Source organism: Streptosporangium sp. DT93, assembly GCF_049844535.1.
Lineage (GTDB): Bacteria > Actinomycetota > Actinomycetes > Streptosporangiales > Streptosporangiaceae > Streptosporangium.
The window spans coordinates 194,933-211,839 of sequence record NZ_JBNCLF010000009.1 but is presented as its reverse complement, the minus strand read 5'-3'; the positions used below and the strand labels follow the sequence as shown (position 1 = coordinate 211,839).

Below are 16,907 nucleotides of genomic sequence, written 5' to 3'. Positions count from 1 at the left end.
GGATCCCGGATCCCGGACCCGGGTTCTGAGCTCCAAGCCCCGGATCCCGAGCCCCGGCGAGTCCCCAGTCCCGAGCCCCGGATCCCGGCGGGTCAGTTCACGATGACCTTGGTGAGGCCGCCGAGGTGGCCGATGACCCTGGCCGAACGGCCGCTGCTCCTGGCCGGGACCGTGCTCACGTACTGCTGGGTCTCCACCAGGCGCATCTCCTTGGTGATGAAGTCCTCCGTGGTCATCTTCCGGAGCTCCTCCGGGACCTCGGTGGCCGACCCGCACGGCTCGATCTTGACGCTCCGGGTGGTGGTCCTGATCAGGGAGTAGACGATCAGCGCGCCGCCGTCGGCGGTGCGCAGCGCGTGCACCGGATAGCCGCTCGCCGCGAAGATCGAGTCATAGCCCAGGCACAGGCTGTACTTGTCCTTCATCCGCAACCTGGTGATCTCGTCGGCGTGGCCGGTGGTGTGCGGGCCCTCCTCGATCAGGTCCGCCGCGAACCCGCGCGCGCCCTCCTCGGCGGAGGTCGCGTGCAGCGGGGGCATCAGCCGGGGACTGATCACCACCGTCTCGTCCTGCTGGTCCAGCGCGGTCGCGTACCCCTCGTCGTCCACGGCGACCTCCGGCGCGGGGGCGCCCGCGTCGAGCAGCGAGGTCGAGCTGAGCCGCCAGGCCTCCCCCTCGTGCCGCAGCAGCGTCAGCACGGCCGTGTGGACCTGGCCGGAGGCGTCGGTGCACTCCACCGTCGCGGCGAACCAGGCCGGGCCGCTCTGCTCGCGCGGGACCAGCAGCCGGGGCGTGCCCCAGGTGAAGCGGGGCAGCCCCCTGGGGGAGCCGTTGAAGGCCGCCAGGGTGAGCGCCTCCTGCCCGTCGCGGGTCTGCGCCAGGATGAGCCTCTTCTCGGCGTCCAGGCGGGGTTCGGCCGTTCCCAGCACGCCGTCGGCGCCCAGGACGCCCGCCAGCGCCTTCGACGCCTCGTCCAGCGTCACCGCGGGGGCGGGGCGGGGGGTGGCCGTGATCGCGGGGGTGAGCGCGCCGGAGGCGCCGGCCGCGCGGCTCGGCTCGGGCCGGGCGTCGCCGGAACACGCGGCGCCCCCGGCGAGGGCCAGTGCCAGCGCGAGGGCGAGCGCGCGCCGCCGGCCGTATTGCCGTCCGTGTGGCCGTCCGTGTCCGCGCACCTTCACCTCCCGCGTCTCCCGCCGCTCACCGATGCGGGCCATGCTAGCCAGGGTGGGGGAGCGGGCCGTACACGACAGGGGCCCAGGGTCGCGTACCCTTTACAGACGTGGCACTCATCGATCCGGCAGAACAGATCAACGAGCTTACCGGGACGCTGAAAAGCATCCAGGACGTGCTCGACCTCGGCGCGATGCGCAAGCAGATCGAGGAGCTGGAGGACCAGGCCGCCGCCCCCGACCTGTGGAACGACCAGGACCGCGCGCAGAAGGTCACCAGCAGGCTGTCCTACCTCCAGGGCGAGGTCAACAGGATCGAGTCGCTGGGGCGGCGCCTGGACGACATCTCCGTCCTGTACGAGCTGGCCGCCTCCGAGGACGACGAGGACACCCTCGCCGAGGCCGAGCGCGAGCTGGCCTCCCTCAGGAGCGACGTCGGCGCCCTGGAGGTCCGCACCCTGCTCTCCGGGGAGTACGACGCCCGTGAGGCGGTCGTCACGATCCAGTCGCAGGCCGGTGGCGTGGACGCGGCCGACTGGGCCCAGATGCTCCAGCGGATGTACCTGCGCTGGGCCGAGCGCAGGGGCTACCCGACGGACGTCTACGAGACCTCCTACGCCGAGGAGGCCGGGATCAAGTCGACGACCTTCACGGTCAAGGCCCCCTACGCCTACGGCACGCTCCGCGGCGAGCACGGCACCCACCGCCTGGTCCGCATCAGCCCCTTCGACAACCAGGGCCGGCGCCAGACGTCGTTCGCGGGCGTGGACGTGGTGCCGGTCGTCGAGACGACCGACCACATCGACATCAACGAGGACGACCTGCGCGTCGACGTCTACCGCTCCTCGGGTCCCGGCGGCCAGGGCGTCAACACGACCGACTCGGCGGTCCGGCTGACCCACCTGCCCACCGGGATCGTGGTCTCCTGCCAGAACGAGCGCTCGCAGCTGCAGAACAAGGCGACCGCGATGGCCGTCCTGCAGGCCAAGCTGCTGGAGCGCAAGCGGCAGGAGGAGACCGCGGCGCTGAACGAGATCCGGGGCGAGTCGACCACCTCGTGGGGCACGCAGATCCGCAACTACGTGCTGCACCCGTACCAGATCGTGAAGGACCTGCGGACGGGCGCCGAGGCGGGCAACCCGAGCGCCGTCCTCGACGGCGACCTGGACTCCTTCATCGAGGCGGAGATCCGCTGGACGCGCCGCCTGGAGTCGGGCGTCGACGACGCCTGAGGGGTGGTGAGGCCGGGGCTCCCGGGGAAGCGCCGGAAGGCGTAGGAGGCCCCGGTGCGCCCGGGAGGACGCCGAGGCGTTCGTCGTAGGCCAGGGGAAGGCGGCCCGGGCCCGTCGTGACGGGCCCGGAGCGGGCGCCGTCCGGGCCAGGCGAGCCCGGAGGGGCCGGTCAGGCGCCGGAGAGCTGCTGCAACGCCAGGCTGAGCAGGAGCGCGATCAGCAGCAGTGAGACGATCACCGGGGTCATGCCGCCGAAGGCGTTCTGGTGCATCCGGTCGCGGTACGCGCGGCAGCGGGGGCAGCGGCCCTCGGCCACGGGGTGAGCGCACCCCGCGCAGACCAGGTCTTCACAGCTCATGCCGTCCTCCCTCGTCGAGGTCAGAACTACTTTATGCGGTCGTTGCCGGGCGCCGAATCGTTTTGTTTCCGTTATGGACGTTCCATGCCAGTCTTCCCCCTAGACTGGGGCACCGGCCAACCGGAGCGTCGGTCTGGACAGAAGACCGGGGCCCTCGGGCCGGAGAGAGGTGGAAGTGGCCCTCTGCCACTCCCGCGACCGTCCTAACCCCTAGACTGGCATGCCGTGATGCGCCCGTGATCCATTTTGATAATGTCACCAAGGTCTACGCGAACCAGAACCGGCCCGCGTTGGACCACGTCAGCGTCGATGTCGACAAGGGCGAGTTCGTGTTCCTCGTCGGCCCCTCGGGGTCCGGGAAGTCGACCTTCCTCCGGCTGGTCCTGAAGGAGGAGCGCCCCAACTCGGGCGCCATCCACGTGGCCGGCAAGGATCTCGCCCGACTCTCCAACTTCAAGATCCCTCATCTGCGCCGCCGGATCGGATGTGTCTTCCAGGACTTCCGGCTGCTCCCCAACAAGAACGTGTACGAGAACGTCGCGTTCGCTCTGGAGGTCATCGGCAAACCGCGCCGCTTCATCCGTAAGGTGGTCCCGGAGGTCGTCGAGCTCGTCGGCCTCGAGGGCAAGGCACACCGGATGCCCGACGAGCTGTCCGGCGGCGAGCAGCAGCGGGTCGCCATGGCCCGCGCGTTCGTCAACCGGCCGATGATCCTGCTGGCCGACGAGCCGACCGGGAACATCGACCCCGCGACGAGCATCGGCATCATGAAGGTGCTCGACCGGATCAACCGGACCGGCACCACGGTCGTCATGGCCACGCACGACGCGGCCATCGTCGACTCCATGCGCAAGCGGGTGGTGGAACTGGAGGACGGCAAGATCGTCCGTGACCAGTCGCGGGGCGTGTACGGCCAGGCGTACTGACACCAGGACCGGAAAGAGCGACAGGAAGAGCATGCGGGCAAACTTCATCTTCTCCGAGGTCTGGATCGGCCTCCGCCGCAATCTCACGATGACCATCGCGGTCGTCCTGAACGTGGCGATCGGTATGGCACTGCTGGGAGTCGGTCTGCTGATCAACTCCCAGATCAACGCCATGGGCGACTTCTGGACGGACAAGGTCGAGGTCTCGGTCTTCCTGTGCGAGAAGAACAGTCCCTTCCCGAACTGCAAGGGCAGCGCGGGCATCAAGGAGGACGAGCGGGCCGAGCTCGAGGCGATGATCAAGGCTCTGCCCCAGGTCGAAAAGGTGACCTTCGAGAGCCAGGCCGAGGCCTACCAGAACTGGAAGGCCCGCAACAGCGACCCGGTCATGACCTCCGCGATCGGTGCGGCCGACATCCCCGAGTCGTTCCGGGTCAAGCTCAAGGACCCGGACACCTACGAGGCGGTGATCGACGCCGTCCAGGGCGCCAAGGGCGTCTCCAACGTGATCAACCAGAAGGCCCTGCTGGACAAGGTCTTCGGGCTGATGGAGATGCTCCGCTGGGCCGCGATGCTGGTGGCGATCATCCTGGTCTTCGCCGCCACGCTGCAGATCGGCAACACGGTCAGGCTCTCGGCGTACAACCGCAGGCGCGAGACCGGCATCATGCGCCTGGTGGGCGCGTCCAACCTGTACATCCAGCTCCCGTTCGTGATGGAAGGCGTCATCGCCGGACTGCTGGGCGGTGTGGTGGCCGCGATCCTGCTGATCGTCAGCAAGGTCTTCCTCTTCGACACCGTGCAGCTCTACATCGCCGCGGGCAACAGCCAGCTCTCCTGGGAGACGGTCGCCTCGGTGATCAGCTTCACCATGGTGATCGGCGTGCTCATCTGTGTGCTGGCCTCCTTCTTCACGCTCCGCCGCTACCTGCGGGTGTGACGCTCCGGTGCCCGCGCTCTCGGCGTACCAGGCGTCCTCGCCGTTCCTGACGACCCTGACGTCCCCGGCGCTCCCGGCTTCCTCGGTGCCTTCGAGGTTCCCGGCGGACGTGGCGCTCCCGGCGTCCCCGGTTCTCCGGGGGCGCCGGGAGCGTTCGGGCGCGGCCCGCGGGCCCGGTCACCGGTAGGCTCCAGACATGCCACGTGAGACCGGGCGGAAGGTCATCGCCCAGAACAAGCGTGCCTGGCACGATTACCACATCGAGGACACCTACGAGGCTGGTCTCGTGCTCCAGGGCACGGAGGTGAAGTCGTTGCGGCTCGGCCGTGCGTCCCTCCTCGACGGGTACGCGGTCATCAAGGACCGCGAGGCCTGGCTGATCAACGTCCACATCCCCGAGTACACGATGGGGACCTGGACCAACCACGCCGCGCGCCGAACCCGCAAGCTCCTGCTGCACCGCAAGGAGATCGAGAAACTGGTCTCCAAGACCAAGGAGGGCGGCCTGACCCTGGTGCCGCTCGCCATCTACTTCAAGGACGGCAAGGCCAAGATCGAGATCGGCCTGGCCAAGGGCAAGAAGGACTGGGACAAGCGGCAGACGCTGGCCGAGAACCAGGCCAAGCGGGAGATGGCGCGCGCGTTCAGACACAGGAACAGGGGATCGTGAGGGGGAAGGCCCGGCGTGCCGGCACCGCGGCGCTCGCGCTGGCGGTGACGGCCCCCATGCTGTCGGCGTGCTTCGAGGAGCCCTCGGCCCACGAGGCGGTGCGCGACTTCCTGATCGGCTGGCAGACGGGCGACTACGACTACGCCGCCAGGCGTACGGACGGCGACGAGAAAGCGGTCGGCCGGGCGCTGGAGAACGCCACGTTCGATCTCGACGCCGCGTCGTTCCGCTTCACCGTCACGGGGATGCGCCGCGCCGCGGACGAGGTCGAGGCCGACTTCGACGCCGAGGTCGACCTGGGGGAGAACAACCCCCTGTGGGAGTACCAGGGCAAGATCCCGCTCCACCTGGTCGACGGCCGCTGGAAGGTGCGCTGGTCGCCCAGCGTGCTGCACCCCAAGCTCGCCGAGGGGCAGCGCTTCGCGGTGGACGTCGACCCCGAGGGCCGCCAGCCCATCCTGGACCGCAACCGCGACCCGCTCCAGGAGAAGGCCGTCCTGCACGTCGCCCAGGTGGTCCCCGCCAACCTGAAGAGCGGCGAGGCGGAGAAGCTCTGCGAGCGGCTCTCGAAGATCACGGGCTTTCCGCAGGACCGGCTGCTCAGCCGGATCCGCTCGGCGCCGCCCAACGTCCAGGTGCCGCTGGTCACCTTCGGCCGCACCAGGTTCGGGCAGCTCAGCGCCGACCTGCGGGCCGTGCCCGGCATCACCCTCACCGAGCAGGAGCAGGAGCTCGCGCCGGCCTCCCCCAAGGCGATCGTCGGCACCGTCACCGCCGTGACCCAGGAGGCGGTGCAGCAGCTCGGCGGCCCGCAGCGGGCCGGGGACACGGTCGGCAGGGGCGGGCTGCAGAAGGCGTACCAGGAGCACCTGACCGGCTCGACCGACACGCGTGTGATCACCGTCGACCTGAAGACGCTCAAGGAGGTGGCCGAGCTCAAGAAGTGGCAGCCCGACCGGTCCACCTCGCCGGTGCAGACCACGCTCGACCGCGCCTACCAGAAGGCCGCCGACACCGCGCTGACGGGCGGGATCCCGGGCATGGTGGTCGCCGTCCAGGCCTCCACCGGTGACATCCGGGCGGTGGCCAGCACCGAGGAGTACGACCAGGAGAGGCACGCCCTCGCCGGGAGGTTCCCCGCCGGGACCACGTTCTCCATCATGTCGGTCGGCGGCATCCTCAAGGCGCGGATCAGTCCCGGTCAGCGGCTGGCCTGCCCCGCCGACCGGAGCGTCGGCGGGGCGCCGTTCCACCAGGAGGGCTCGCCCGCGGGGACCTCGCCGACCCTCCAGGCCAACTTCGCGGGCGCCTGCGTGACCGCGCTCGCGTCGCTGGCCCGCAGGATCGGCGGCGCGGAACTGGCCGCCGAGGCCGAGAAATTCGGCATCGCGGCGAAGTGGAGCCTGCCGCTGAAGGCGTTCAGCGGGGTGGTGCGGCCGCTCAACGGCGACGCCGCCACGGCCAAGGCGATCGCCGGGCAGAACGTCCTGGTCAGCCCCCTGTCCATGGCGCTGGTCGCCGGGGCCGTGGCGTCGGGCACCTGGCGTCCCCCGGTCCTGGTGACCGACCCCAAGACCGTCGACCCCACGACCGACGCCGAGCCGATCAAGGCACCCGACCCGATCAGGCTGGACGACAGGACGGTCCAGACCCTCCGCGGCTTCATGCGCGCGGGGGTCGTGGCGGGATCCGCCCGCGCCGCCGCGGCCCCCGGCGACCCCGTCCACGGCATCACGGCCACCGTGCTGCAGAAGCGCAAGCCGTACGCCTGGTTCGTCGGCTGGCAGGGCGACGTGGCCGTGGCGGTGCTCATGCAGAGCTCCGACCCGGCCGCGGGCGCGGCCGTCGCCGGGCGTTTCTTCCAGGGCCTGAGCGTCACGCCGTGAGCCCCCGCCCGCGGGGGCTCCGGGATGGTGACGTCGGCCATGGGCGGGCGGACCCGCCGGCGGACCCGCGTGAGCCCCCGCCCGCGGGCCTCCGGCGGGTCCGCCGGGAATTCGATTGGCGTTGACCCTGTTGTAACGGGTATCTTCGGATGGCCTGGCCCCGCGGGGACGGGTTGAAAACTCAACAGGGGGTGACTGGTTTCGACTTTGGCTTTGCAAGTCAGGTGAAGCGGGTCGAGGACTGCGGACATAACCTCGTTAATACTGTGACCGCGACCAACAAGTGCCAATAAGACGCACTCCGAAGTCAGCCAGGGCAACCTGGCACTCGCCGCCTAAGCAGCGAGTGACTTCTGCCGGCCCGGGAGCGCCTCCGGCCCGGATCCGGCATCGCTAGGAGGCTCAACCGATCGACCCGGCCACGGGGAAGATCGGGAAATCAAACAGTGGCTGAGCCCGTCGGCGTCTTGCCTGCGTGATCGCCGGGGCTGAGAAAAGCACAGCAGGCTCCACCCGGAGAAGCCCTGTCTTGGAGTTGAAGGACGCGGGTTCGATTCCCGCCACCTCCACCCCCGTTCCACGTTCGAACGCGTGGAACAGATCGCCGGAGGGCGGTCGGAGCGGCTCGACGCCGCCCCGGCCGCCCTTGGTCTTTTTCCGCCGCCCGCCGGGGGCTCGCCGTTTCCCCGGGCGATCCGCCGTCGTCCCAGGCCCGTGCTCGTTCCCTGATCCCGGGGTCCGGTGATCGGGACGGTGCTCATGCGGGTGTCCTTCCTTCCGATGACGTCCGGCCGGTGTTCCGGGGCCGGGGCGTGCGGTCGTGCCGGGGCAGGAGGAGCGGGGTCGCCAGGAGCAGGAGGCCCGCGACCGCGATCGCGACGCGGGGACCGGTGAGGCCGGCCAGCAGGCCCCACGCGCCGGTCATGGCCGCGACGGAGGTCCTGCCGGTGATCGACCAGGCGGCGAGCGTGCGGGCGATCCGGTCGGAGGGGAGCCGTTCGAGCCGGTAGGTGGCGAACACCGGATTGAACACGCCCGCGCAGGTGATCAGCCCGAGTTCGAGGACGATGACGAGGAGGAGCCCGGCGGGGCCTGGCCCGACGAAGGCCAGCCCGAGCGGCCAGCACGCGCGCAGCGTCCCGGCGGTGAGCATGACCCGGTGCCGTCCGAACCGCGCGACGAGCGGACGGGCCAGCCGCGAGCCGATGAGGCCGCCGGCGCAGGGGACGCCGAAGGCGAGGCCGTACTGCCAGGGGGCGAACCCGAGGTCGCCGAGCATCAGCACGGCGAGCAGCGGCGAGGACGCCATGATCAGGCCGTTGACCAGGACGGTGTTGAGGAACAGCGGGCGCAGTTCCGGGGTGGCGAGGATGTACCGCCACCCTTCCAGCATGTCGCCGGCCCTGGCCCCGACCCCACCCCCGGCTCCGGCTGCGGCTCTGGTCGTGGCTTCGACTTCGGCTTCGGCTCCGGTTCCGGCTTCGGCTCCGGACGGGGTGGCGGTTCGCGTGGGGTGTGGCTCCCGTCCGCCGATGGCGCGGATCCCCGCGGCCGAGAGCAGGAAGCTGACCGCGTTGGCCGCCACGCTCACCACCGGGCCCAGCAGCCCGATCGCGGCGGTACCGAGCGGCGGCCCGAGCGCGGTGGCGGTCCAGGTCGTGGCCTCGAGGCGCCCGTTCGCGACGAGCAGGTCCCCGGGCCGGACGAGCGCCTTCAGGTACGCCCCGCTCGCGGCGGTGAAGGCGATGTCGGCCGCGCCGACGACGACCGCCACGACCAGGAGTTGCGCGAGGCTCAGCCGGCCGAGCAGATGGGCGGCGGGAACGCTCATCAGCGCCGCGAACCGGACCAGGTCCATCGCGATCATCACCGGCCGTTTGCGCCGGAACTCCACCCACGGCCCGAGCGGCACCGCGACCAGCGCCCCGACCGCCGGCCCGGCGGCGGCCAGGAGCGACACCTCGGCCGGCCCCGCGTCCAGGGCGAGAATGGCGATCAGGGCGAACGCGTCGAACGCGAGCCACGTGCCGAACGCACTGACCGCGTACGCGGCCCAGAACCACCTGAACCGCCGTCCCGGCGACCTTCCCACCACGCACCCGCGATCTCCGAAGAACAACCGTCCGTTGACTCAGCAGATCAAAACGCGCGGCCTTCGCGCACGTCAAACAACTTGTGGATGAGAGAGAAACAACCATGAGTTGTGCGTTAAGGTCGGTGGCCGTGGATCTCGATGCCGTGCGCACGTTCGTTGCCGTCGTGGAGACCGGCCGGTTCCAGGACGCCGCCGCGGAGCTGTCGGTCACCCAGCAGGCCGTCTCCAAGCGCGTCGCCGGGCTGGAGAGGGATCTCGCCGTGCGGCTGTTCACCCGCACGGCACGCGGGGCCCGGCTCACCATCGACGGGCAGGCGTTCCTGCCCCACGCGCGCGAGCTGCTGCGCGTCGCGGAGCGCGCGGTCGCGTCGGTGCTCCCCGGCACCCGCCCGCTGCGCGTCGACGTGATCACCTCACGCAGCGGGCCCTCGGGCCTGATGCGCGGCTTCCATCGCGCGCACCCCGAGATCGAGCTCGACGTGGTGATGCTGTTCGACATCGAGACGGCCGTCGCCGCCGTCCGGTCCGGTGCGATCGACGCGTCCTTCCGCGCCGTCGCCGTGCCCGGCCGCCCCCTCCCCGGGGACGTCGCGTCCGCCAGGGTGCTCGACGAGGCGCTCCAGCTCCTCACCGGGCCCGCCCACGCGCTGGCGGACGCCCGGTCGGTGACCGTCGCCCAGCTCGCCGGGCACCGGATCTGGATGCCCGGCATCGTCCCCGGCACCGAGTGGGCGGCCTACTACGACGACCTCGTCGCCGAGTTCGGCCTCACCATCGAGGCGACCGGCCCCAACTTCGGCTCCGACGCGCTCCTCGACACCGTCGCCGACACCCCCGCCCTGGCCACGTTCATGGGCGATCGGACCCGCCTGGTGTGGCCCGCCGGATACGACCTGCGCCGTATCCCGGTGACCGGTCCGACGCCCGTCTACCCGCACTCGCTCCTGTGGCGCCGCGACAACCCCCACCCGGGGCTGGCCGCCCTCCGCGCCCACCTCGCCGCCGCGACGGCCGGCCACGGCGGTTCCGGAGGGACCTGGACGCCGCGCTGGGCGGCTCCGCGTCGAAACGCGGTTCCCGGGCCCCTGTCCGGGGCGCGCGTACGCGGGGACGGTTTCCCGGGGGAGGGTCCTAGACGGTGAGGGCGCCCTCGATGCGGCGCAGGTGGTGCCGGGCCAGGGCCAGGTTGGCGCGCTCGCGGTCGAGCACCAGGTAGAGGAAGATGTGGCCGCCGCTGTCGGCCAGCAGCCTGATGATGTGGTACTGCTTGGCCAGGGTGATCAGGATGTCCTCGACGGTGTCGTCGATGTTCAGCGCGGACAGGGTGCGGACCTTGGCGCGGACGACCTCGGTGTTGCCCGCCGCCGCCACCTCGAGGTTCAGGCTCCGGTCGCTGCCGGTGGTCCCCAGGCACATGCCGCTTTCGTAGTCGACCAGCGCCGCGCCGATCGCGCCGTCGATCGCCATGGTCTCCTTGAGAGCGGTCTCGATGTTCATGAACGTCTTCCCCTGTGATCGCATATGTCCCGGCGCCTCGCCGGGTGGAATTATGGAAACGTGGCGGGTCCGTTTGTGGCGGTAGATACGTAAAGTACACTCCTTTACTACCGTTAGTGAAGTGCCGTATGGTGTAATAACCGACGTAAGGGTCTATTGGGGGACAAAAGCCCTATCTTGTGATCGGAGTGTGATCCGCTCCGTTCGTGGGACGGGGCCGTGCCGACCGGCCGTCCACGGCTGCCTTCCGGACGCCGGTACGGGCGCGGGGCGCGGTCCGGGACGTCCCCTCCCGGCCCGGCGCGCTCGGGGGAGAGGCGAGGGAGAACGAGTGGTGAGGACCGCGTCCGAGGAGACCGGCCCTTCCGGGGAGAGCGACTCCTCCGCGGAGAACCCGGCGGCCGGTGGCGCCGGGACGATCGACGAATTCCTGCCCAGGCTCGTGCGGGAGGGGTTCTCCGGGGTGCTGCGCGCCGACGGCGGCCCCGGCGGCGCGCTCTGGGTCAGGAACGGCCTCGTGGTGGCCGCCACGACCCCCGCGGCCCCCGGCCCCGAGTCACTGCTGCTGCGTTCGGGCCGCGTCTCGGAACAGGACTGGACCGAGGCGTACGCCGTCGGCGCCCCCGCCGGGCGGCTGGCCGCGGAACTCGCCGCGCGCGGCGCCATCGGCACGGCGGGCCTGGAGGCGGTCTGCCTGGCCGCGACCTTCGACGCGGTCTTCGCCATGGCCCTGTACGGCGTCGAGTCCTGCCGGGTCGAGCCCGCCGGGGCGGACGACCGGCTGCCGCTGCTCCCGGTCCTGCCGGGCATCGAGGTGGGGCGGCTGCTGCGCGAGACCACCCGCCGCATGACGCTCCTGGCGGCCTGGCGGCGGCTCGGCCTGTCGGTGCGGGTCAGGCCCGTGCCCGTGGCCGTCCCCGCGCCCACCCTGCTGGGGACCGACCGCATCCGCCGCGCCGTCCTGGAGCGGGCCAACGGCCGCCGGACGCCCCGCGACCTCGCGTTCGTCCTGGGCAAGGGCCTGTTCGCGGTGATGAGCGAGGTCGCCAGGATGGCCGAGGAAGGCGTGCTCGACCTCGGCGCCCCCGGGCGGGCCGCGGGCGACCCCGCCCCGGAGCCGGAGGCGGACGGGCAGATCCCGGACACCCCCTCCGGGCTGCCGCGCCGCCGTCCCGGCACCAGCAGGATCAACGAGGTCCTGGCCGCCGCCGGGGGAGGGCCGATCACCTCCCGGCCCCTGCTGGCCCTGCGATCCCTGCCCCCGCAGTGGGCGGGCGACGCCGGCCCGGCCGGCGAGTGAGGAACCCGTTCACGACCCGCCGGACGGTATCCCCGCCGTCCCGCCGTCCTTCCCCTCCCGGAGCCGAGGCGCCGGGACCGTACGCCGGAGGTGTCCCGATGGGCAGACAAGAGGTTCTCGCCGAGCTGAAGCTGCTGCGCGAGCAGGTGGCAGGGGTGATGGAGACGGCCGTCGCGTCGGTGGACGGGCTGCTCGTCGCGGCCGACAGCGAGGGCGACAGGCCCGAGGTGCTGGCCGCCCTGGCCGCGGCCTCCCTGGGACTGGGCAAACGTACCGGCCACGAGGTCGGCATGGGGGAGCTGCGCGAGGTGGTGACCCGCTGCCGGAGCGGGTACATCGTCGTCTACGCCGTCCGCCAGGCGGCGCTGCTGGTCGTGCTCGCCGACGAGGGGCTGGACGTGGCCCGGCTGCACGTGGAGTCCCGGCCCACGGTGGAGCGGCTGGGCGCGATGCTCGCCGGAACCTGACCGCGCAGGCGGCCCGAGCACCGGCCGGGCCCCTCCCGGCGGCCGGACCGCCGGGGGGACCTGGATCGCTCAGAGGGCTCCGGCGACCGGGAGACCTGGACGCCGGTGAGCCGCCGGGAGACCCGGTGCGCTCAGGAGACGTCCACCCAGTCCAGGGTGCGCTGGACCGCCTTCTTCCACCCGGCGTACCCTTCGGCCCGCTGCTCCTCGGACCAGCTCGGCTCCCAGCGCCGGCCCTCGTTCCAGTTCTGCTTGAGCTCGTCGGTCGACTTCCAGAACCCGACCGCGAGCCCGGCCGCGTAGGCGGCCCCCAGGGCGGTCGTCTCGGCCACCACGGGCCGGGAGACGGGCACGCCGAGCACGTCGGCCTGGATCTGCATGCACAGGTCGTTGGCGGTGACGCCGCCGTCCACCCGCAGGACGTCGAGGGCGACGCCGGAGTCCTCCCGCATCGCCTCGACCACGTCGCGGCTCTGGTAGCAGATCGCCTCCAGCGTGGCCCGCGCCAGGTGGGCGTTGTTGTTGAAGCGGGACAGGCCCACCACGGCGCCCCGGGCGTCGGAGCGCCAGTACGGCGCGAAGAGCCCCGAGAAGGCCGGTACGAAGTAGACGCCGCCGTTGTCCTCGACCTGGCGGGCGAGCGCCTCGCTCTGCGCCGCCCCGGAGATGATGCCGAGCTGGTCGCGCAGCCACTGCACGGCCGAGCCGGTCACCGCGATGGAGCCCTCCAGCGCGTACACCGGGGCCTCCTCGCCGAAGCGGTAGCAGACGGTGGTGAGCAGGCCGTTCTGGGAGCGTACGAGCTCGGTGCCGGTGTTGAGCAGCAGGAAGTTGCCGGTGCCGTAGGTGTTCTTGGCCTCGCCGACCTCGAAGCAGACCTGCCCGACGGTGGCGGCCTGCTGGTCGCCGAGGTCGCCCGACAGCGGCACCTCGCCGCCCAGCGGCCCGCCCGGCCGGGTGGTGCCGTACAGGCCGGGGCAGGAGGAGGGCTTGATGGCCGGGAGCATCGAGCGGGGAACGCCGAAGAACGACAGCAGCTCGTCGTCCCAGTCGAGCGTCTCCAGGTCCATCAGCATCGTGCGGCTGGCGTTGGTCGGGTCGGTGACGTGCACGCCGCCGTCGACGCCGCCGGTGAGGTGCCACAGCAGCCAGGTGTCGGTGTTGCCGAAGATCGCGTCCCCGGCCTCGGCCGCCTGGCGCACCCCGTCGACGTTCTCCAGGATCCACTGGATCTTGCCGCCGGAGAAGTACGTCGCCGGCGGCAGGCCCGCCCGGCGGCGGATGACGTCGCCTCTGCCGTCGCGGTCCAGGGCGGAGGCGATCCGGTCGGTGCGGGTGTCCTGCCAGACGATCGCGTTGTGGTAGGGGCGCCCGGTCCTGCGGTTCCAGACCACGGTGGTCTCGCGCTGGTTGGTGACGCCGAGCGCGGCGAGGTCGGAGGCGGTCAGGCCCGTCCTGCTGAGCGCGGTCTCGATCACCGCCCTGGTCCGCTCCCAGATCTCGACGGGGTTGTGCTCGACCCACCCGGCCCGCGGCAGGATCTGCTCGTGTTCGAGCTGGTGACGGCCTATCTCGTTACCGCCGTGATCGAAGATCATGAAGCGGGTGCTCGTCGTTCCCTGGTCGACTGCTCCGACGAAGTCAGGCATTGAGGTGCCTCCTCTGTGAGACTCTCCGGGGGATCGGCTCTCCCCGGTGGTGTTCCCGGCCGCGGCCCGTGACCCGCGCCCGCCCGGGCGGCGTCAACGCGTCTCGTCGGGCATCCGCCCCACCTCGAGTTCGGCCTCCTCGGGGGGAAGGAACCTGGCCACCAGTGTCTGGTAGAGGAACGCCCCGAGCACGCCTCCGATGAGGGGGGCCACGATCGGCACCCAGAAGTAGAGCTGACCGTACTGATCCTGCCAGGCGGTCTCGTACCCGGTGAGGAACGACGCGAGCCGCGGGCCGAAGTCCCGGGCGGGGTTGATGGCGTAGCCGGCGTTGGTGCCCCAGGCCATGCCGATGGCCACGACGATCAGGCCGATGACGAACGGCGCGAGGTTGGCCACCGGTGCGGTGTTGCGCGCGTCGGAGACGGCCAGGACCAGCAGGAGCAGGATCGCGGTGCCGATGATCTGGTCGCGGAAGGCGCCCCAGGTGCCGACGGGCAGGGTGCCGTTGCCCGGCAGGGTGGAGAAGACCCCCTGGGTCTTGATCGTGAGTCCGGGGTCGGCCTTGTGCAGCACCTCGGTGTAGTTGAAGCGGACGATGAGCGCCGCCACGAACGCGCCCGCGGTCTGCGCCAGCGCGTACGGCAGCACCTTGCGCCAGGAGAAGCCCTTGAAGACGGCCAGCGCGAGGGTGACGGCGGGGTTGAGGTGCGCGCCGCTGGTGCGGGCCGCGACGTAGACGCCCAGCGTCACGCCGAGCCCCCAGGCCCAGGCGATGCTGTCGTGGTCGCCGATCTCGGCCGCGGCCACCTGGGCCACCACGCCCGCCCCGAACAGGATGAGGATCAGGGTGCCCGCGAACTCGGCCGCCAGCTCACCGAGAAGACCGGGTCTCTTCAGGCGTTCCGTCATCTGTTCCCCCTCGCGATGCCGCCCGGATTCCCGGAACGTAAGCGCCAAACGCAAGGTCGTCAACGGTAATGTGATGCGATTGTTGAATAATGGTCAGAAATATAGGCCCTCTGCAACATTGCCGAAATAACGGAAAGCGCCCGTAAGCTGGGACGTGTTCACCGAGTGAGATTCCCCTACGGAGTGGGTTTTTCCTTTTTGGTCATTTCCCTCGCTCCGGGCGGCCGAGCACACCCGGCCCGTTCTCTCCCCGGTGCCCGGGGCGGCACATCGGCGATGCCCGTCACCGAGCGGCTGTGGTGATCGGTGACGGCGATCGGCGGTTCGTCAGGACGGGCCCGTACCGGCCGGCGAGGAGAGCCGAAGGTCGATCTCGTCCCGCAGGGCCTGGGCCAGGGTGGGGTAGATCCTGATCCCCTCGGCGGGTGGATCGGCCCGCGGTGGTGGCGTCGACGCCAGCGATCGCCGCAGCGCCGGGGAAGGTCCGGCGATGATCAGGGTGCCGCCGGTGGCGGTCATGATGGTGTGCACGCTGGCCAGCACCCGCGGGTCGCAGGAGCGCAGCCGGTCTGCGGCGATGATCAGGCGGCGGACGCCCTGGCCGGGCAGCGGCAGCAGGATCGCGTCCAGCAGGGCGACGGTGGAAAGATCGAGTTCACCGTCGACGGCGACCACGGCCGCGTCCGGGCCGATGATGCTCAGCTGGACCGACAGCCTCATCGCACGCTCCCGGCGGCCCCGCGCCGTTCGGCGGTGATCTTCCGGTCGTCGCGCCGCCGGGAACGGCGACGGGAGAGCGTGGGGGGCTGGGAAGAGAACACGAGGCGGTTACCTCCGCGGGCATGACGCGAAAGCGGCCTCGTCTCTGGACCACCACCAACTCTACCCCCGCCCGTGGTCGAGCACCGCCCGGGGTGTGCGATGGTGGAAGGGTTACCGAGGGCACCTTGTACCCGTCATCTGGACGTCTCGTCGCCGGTGGCCGTTGGGCCGTAGCCCCGGGAATTCGCAGGCACGCCATGCCGTCGCCTTTCACGGCTACCACCTCCGACCCCACCTGGCCGGACCCGCTGTTGTCGCTGTTGTTGTCGACGCGGACCTTCGAGACGTTCCTGCACGAACTGGCCGTGCTGACCGCCGAGGCCCTGCCACAGGACAGCATGTGCGGTATCACCGTCACCCGCCCCCCGCACGCGGCGACCATCGCCGGCAGCGACGATCTCACCCTGGCCGTCGACCGGATCCAGTACCGCACCGGTCAGGGACCGTGCCTGGACACCCTGGCCGATGGCGGGGTCCACCGCATCGCCGACACCTCCGTCGAGTCGCGCTGGCCGGCCTTCTGCGCCGAGGCCTTCGCGCACGGGGTGCGCAGCTGCCTGTCGATCCCGATGCTGCTGGTGCTGCCGGAGCCGGCCGGGGTCAGGAGCTGTTACAACCTCTACAACCCCCGTCCCGGCGTCTTCGACGAAGCCGTACAGGCCCGGATGCACGTCCTGGCCGCCAATGCCGCCGGCTCGGTCTCCCTGGCGCTGCGTATCGCCGGCCAGGCGCGGTCGAGCGAGGACCTGCGCGCCACGCTGGCCTCCCGCAGCGTCATCGACCAGGCCATCGGCATCGTGATGAAGCAGGGGTGCCCGCCCGGCGAGGCCTTCGCACTGCTCAGCCGCGCCTCGCAGAACCGCAACCTCAAGATCCGCGTCCTGGCCGCCGAGATCGTCGCCACCGCCGGCGGCCGGGCCCCCGGCCCGGGCACCACCGGCCCGTCCGAGTAGATCGTCGCGTTCCGGCGTTCACGGTGTTCCC

16 protein-coding genes and 1 other RNA gene are annotated in these 16,907 nt (G+C 71.2%); 10 read left to right on the top strand and 7 right to left on the bottom strand.

The window, feature by feature from the left end; all coding sequences use genetic code 11:
• Positions 1–92 precede the first annotated feature (92 nt).
• The gene (locus ACLQ2R_RS21105; protein WP_425961846.1) at positions 93–1,214 is read right to left on the bottom strand and encodes a hypothetical protein; all 1,122 of its coding nucleotides are present in this window, start codon (positions 1,212–1,214) and stop codon (positions 93–95) included.
• Positions 1,215–1,279: 65 nt separating this feature from the next.
• On the opposite strand from ACLQ2R_RS21105, the gene prfB reads away from it, so the two are divergent.
• Positions 1,280–2,401 carry a peptide chain release factor 2 gene (prfB, locus tag ACLQ2R_RS21100; RefSeq protein ID WP_425961844.1) on the top strand — a complete coding sequence of 374 codons (1,122 nt, stop codon included), beginning with the start codon at positions 1,280–1,282 and terminating at the stop codon, positions 2,399–2,401.
• Positions 2,402–2,570: 169 nt separating this feature from the next.
• Here the strand turns inward: prfB and ACLQ2R_RS21095 are convergent, their stop codons facing one another.
• A complete protein-coding gene (locus tag ACLQ2R_RS21095; protein WP_425961843.1) occupies positions 2,571–2,759 on the bottom strand; it encodes a hypothetical protein in 189 nt (62 codons plus the stop codon).
• Between the two features lie 236 nt (positions 2,760–2,995).
• Here ACLQ2R_RS21095 and ftsE point away from each other — a divergent pair, with 236 nt between their 5' ends.
• The 5 genes from ftsE to ssrA all read left to right on the top strand — a co-directional run bounded on the left by ftsE (position 2,996) and on the right by ssrA (position 7,753).
• Positions 2,996–3,685, top strand: coding sequence for a cell division ATP-binding protein FtsE (gene ftsE, locus ACLQ2R_RS21090; protein ID WP_012888192.1), 690 nt, complete (start codon positions 2,996–2,998; stop codon positions 3,683–3,685).
• Positions 3,686–3,716: 31 nt separating this feature from the next.
• Positions 3,717–4,625, top strand: coding sequence for a permease-like cell division protein FtsX (gene ftsX, locus ACLQ2R_RS21085; protein ID WP_425961840.1), 909 nt, complete (start codon positions 3,717–3,719; stop codon positions 4,623–4,625).
• Positions 4,626–4,821: 196 nt separating this feature from the next.
• Positions 4,822–5,295, top strand: coding sequence for an SsrA-binding protein SmpB (gene smpB, locus ACLQ2R_RS21080; RefSeq protein ID WP_425961838.1), 474 nt, complete (start codon positions 4,822–4,824; stop codon positions 5,293–5,295).
• Positions 5,292–7,181, top strand: a complete 1,890-nt coding sequence (locus ACLQ2R_RS21075; RefSeq protein ID WP_425961837.1) for a penicillin-binding transpeptidase domain-containing protein — start codon at positions 5,292–5,294, stop codon at positions 7,179–7,181. The genes smpB and ACLQ2R_RS21075 overlap by 4 nt, the downstream gene beginning before the upstream one ends.
• Before the next feature lie 187 nt (positions 7,182–7,368).
• Positions 7,369–7,753: a transfer-messenger RNA gene (ssrA, locus tag ACLQ2R_RS21070) on the top strand.
• A gap of 185 nt (positions 7,754–7,938) precedes the next feature.
• Here ssrA and ACLQ2R_RS21065 read toward each other — a convergent pair.
• Positions 7,939–9,276: an MFS transporter gene (locus ACLQ2R_RS21065; RefSeq protein WP_425961835.1), complete on the bottom strand. Its 1,338-nt coding sequence runs from the start codon at positions 9,274–9,276 to the stop codon at positions 7,939–7,941.
• A gap of 122 nt (positions 9,277–9,398) precedes the next feature.
• Between ACLQ2R_RS21065 and ACLQ2R_RS21060 the strand changes: the two genes are divergently transcribed.
• Positions 9,399–10,418: a LysR family transcriptional regulator gene (locus ACLQ2R_RS21060; protein ID WP_425962003.1), complete on the top strand. Its 1,020-nt coding sequence runs from the start codon at positions 9,399–9,401 to the stop codon at positions 10,416–10,418.
• Here ACLQ2R_RS21060 and ACLQ2R_RS21055 read toward each other — a convergent pair.
• On the bottom strand, positions 10,408–10,773 hold the full coding sequence (locus ACLQ2R_RS21055; protein ID WP_425961833.1) for a hypothetical protein: 366 nt from the start codon (positions 10,771–10,773) through the stop codon (positions 10,408–10,410). The two genes, ACLQ2R_RS21060 and ACLQ2R_RS21055, sit on opposite strands and share 11 nt — an antisense overlap.
• Positions 10,774–11,104: 331 nt before the next feature.
• Here ACLQ2R_RS21055 and ACLQ2R_RS21050 point away from each other — a divergent pair, with 331 nt between their 5' ends.
• Positions 11,105–12,073, top strand: coding sequence for a hypothetical protein (locus tag ACLQ2R_RS21050; protein ID WP_425961831.1), 969 nt, complete (start codon positions 11,105–11,107; stop codon positions 12,071–12,073).
• Positions 12,074–12,171: 98 nt separating this feature from the next.
• Positions 12,172–12,540 (top strand): roadblock/LC7 domain-containing protein, encoded by a 369-nt coding sequence (locus tag ACLQ2R_RS21045; protein WP_425961829.1) that lies wholly within the window; start codon positions 12,172–12,174, stop codon positions 12,538–12,540.
• Between the two features lie 131 nt (positions 12,541–12,671).
• On the opposite strand, the gene glpK is transcribed toward ACLQ2R_RS21045, so the two are convergent.
• The 3 genes from glpK to ACLQ2R_RS21030 form a co-directional block, all read right to left on the bottom strand.
• Positions 12,672–14,189, bottom strand: a complete 1,518-nt coding sequence (gene glpK, locus ACLQ2R_RS21040) for a glycerol kinase GlpK (protein WP_425961827.1) — start codon at positions 14,187–14,189, stop codon at positions 12,672–12,674.
• A gap of 93 nt (positions 14,190–14,282) precedes the next feature.
• A complete protein-coding gene (locus ACLQ2R_RS21035) occupies positions 14,283–15,101 on the bottom strand; it encodes an MIP/aquaporin family protein (RefSeq protein ID WP_425961825.1) in 819 nt (272 codons plus the stop codon).
• Positions 15,102–15,428: 327 nt separating this feature from the next.
• Positions 15,429–15,821 (bottom strand): STAS domain-containing protein, encoded by a 393-nt coding sequence (locus ACLQ2R_RS21030; RefSeq protein WP_425961824.1) that lies wholly within the window; start codon positions 15,819–15,821, stop codon positions 15,429–15,431.
• Between the two features lie 299 nt (positions 15,822–16,120).
• Between ACLQ2R_RS21030 and ACLQ2R_RS21025 the strand changes: the two genes are divergently transcribed.
• Complete coding sequence (locus ACLQ2R_RS21025) at positions 16,121–16,876, top strand: GAF and ANTAR domain-containing protein (protein ID WP_425961822.1); 756 nt, start codon at positions 16,121–16,123, stop codon at positions 16,874–16,876.
• Positions 16,877–16,907: the final 31 nt, after the last annotated feature.

Excerpts from the sequence above, each read along its gene's own strand:
- ACLQ2R_RS21105 (WP_425961846.1), bottom strand. The coding sequence starts at position 1,214 with ATGGCCCGCATCGGTGAGCGGCGGGAGACGCGGGAGGTGAAGGTGCGC.
- ACLQ2R_RS21095 (WP_425961843.1), bottom strand. The coding sequence starts at position 2,759 with ATGAGCTGTGAAGACCTGGTCTGCGCGGGGTGCGCTCACCCCGTGGCC.
- ftsX (WP_425961840.1), top strand. The coding sequence starts at position 3,717 with ATGCGGGCAAACTTCATCTTCTCCGAGGTCTGGATCGGCCTCCGCCGC.
- smpB (WP_425961838.1), top strand. The coding sequence starts at position 4,822 with ATGCCACGTGAGACCGGGCGGAAGGTCATCGCCCAGAACAAGCGTGCC.
- ACLQ2R_RS21055 (WP_425961833.1), bottom strand. The coding sequence starts at position 10,773 with ATGAACATCGAGACCGCTCTCAAGGAGACCATGGCGATCGACGGCGCG.
- ACLQ2R_RS21045 (WP_425961829.1), top strand. The coding sequence starts at position 12,172 with ATGGGCAGACAAGAGGTTCTCGCCGAGCTGAAGCTGCTGCGCGAGCAG.
- glpK (WP_425961827.1), bottom strand. The coding sequence starts at position 14,189 with ATGCCTGACTTCGTCGGAGCAGTCGACCAGGGAACGACGAGCACCCGC.
- ACLQ2R_RS21035 (WP_425961825.1), bottom strand. The coding sequence starts at position 15,101 with ATGACGGAACGCCTGAAGAGACCCGGTCTTCTCGGTGAGCTGGCGGCC.
- ACLQ2R_RS21030 (WP_425961824.1), bottom strand. The coding sequence starts at position 15,821 with ATGAGGCTGTCGGTCCAGCTGAGCATCATCGGCCCGGACGCGGCCGTG.
- ACLQ2R_RS21025 (WP_425961822.1), top strand. The coding sequence starts at position 16,121 with ATGCCGTCGCCTTTCACGGCTACCACCTCCGACCCCACCTGGCCGGAC.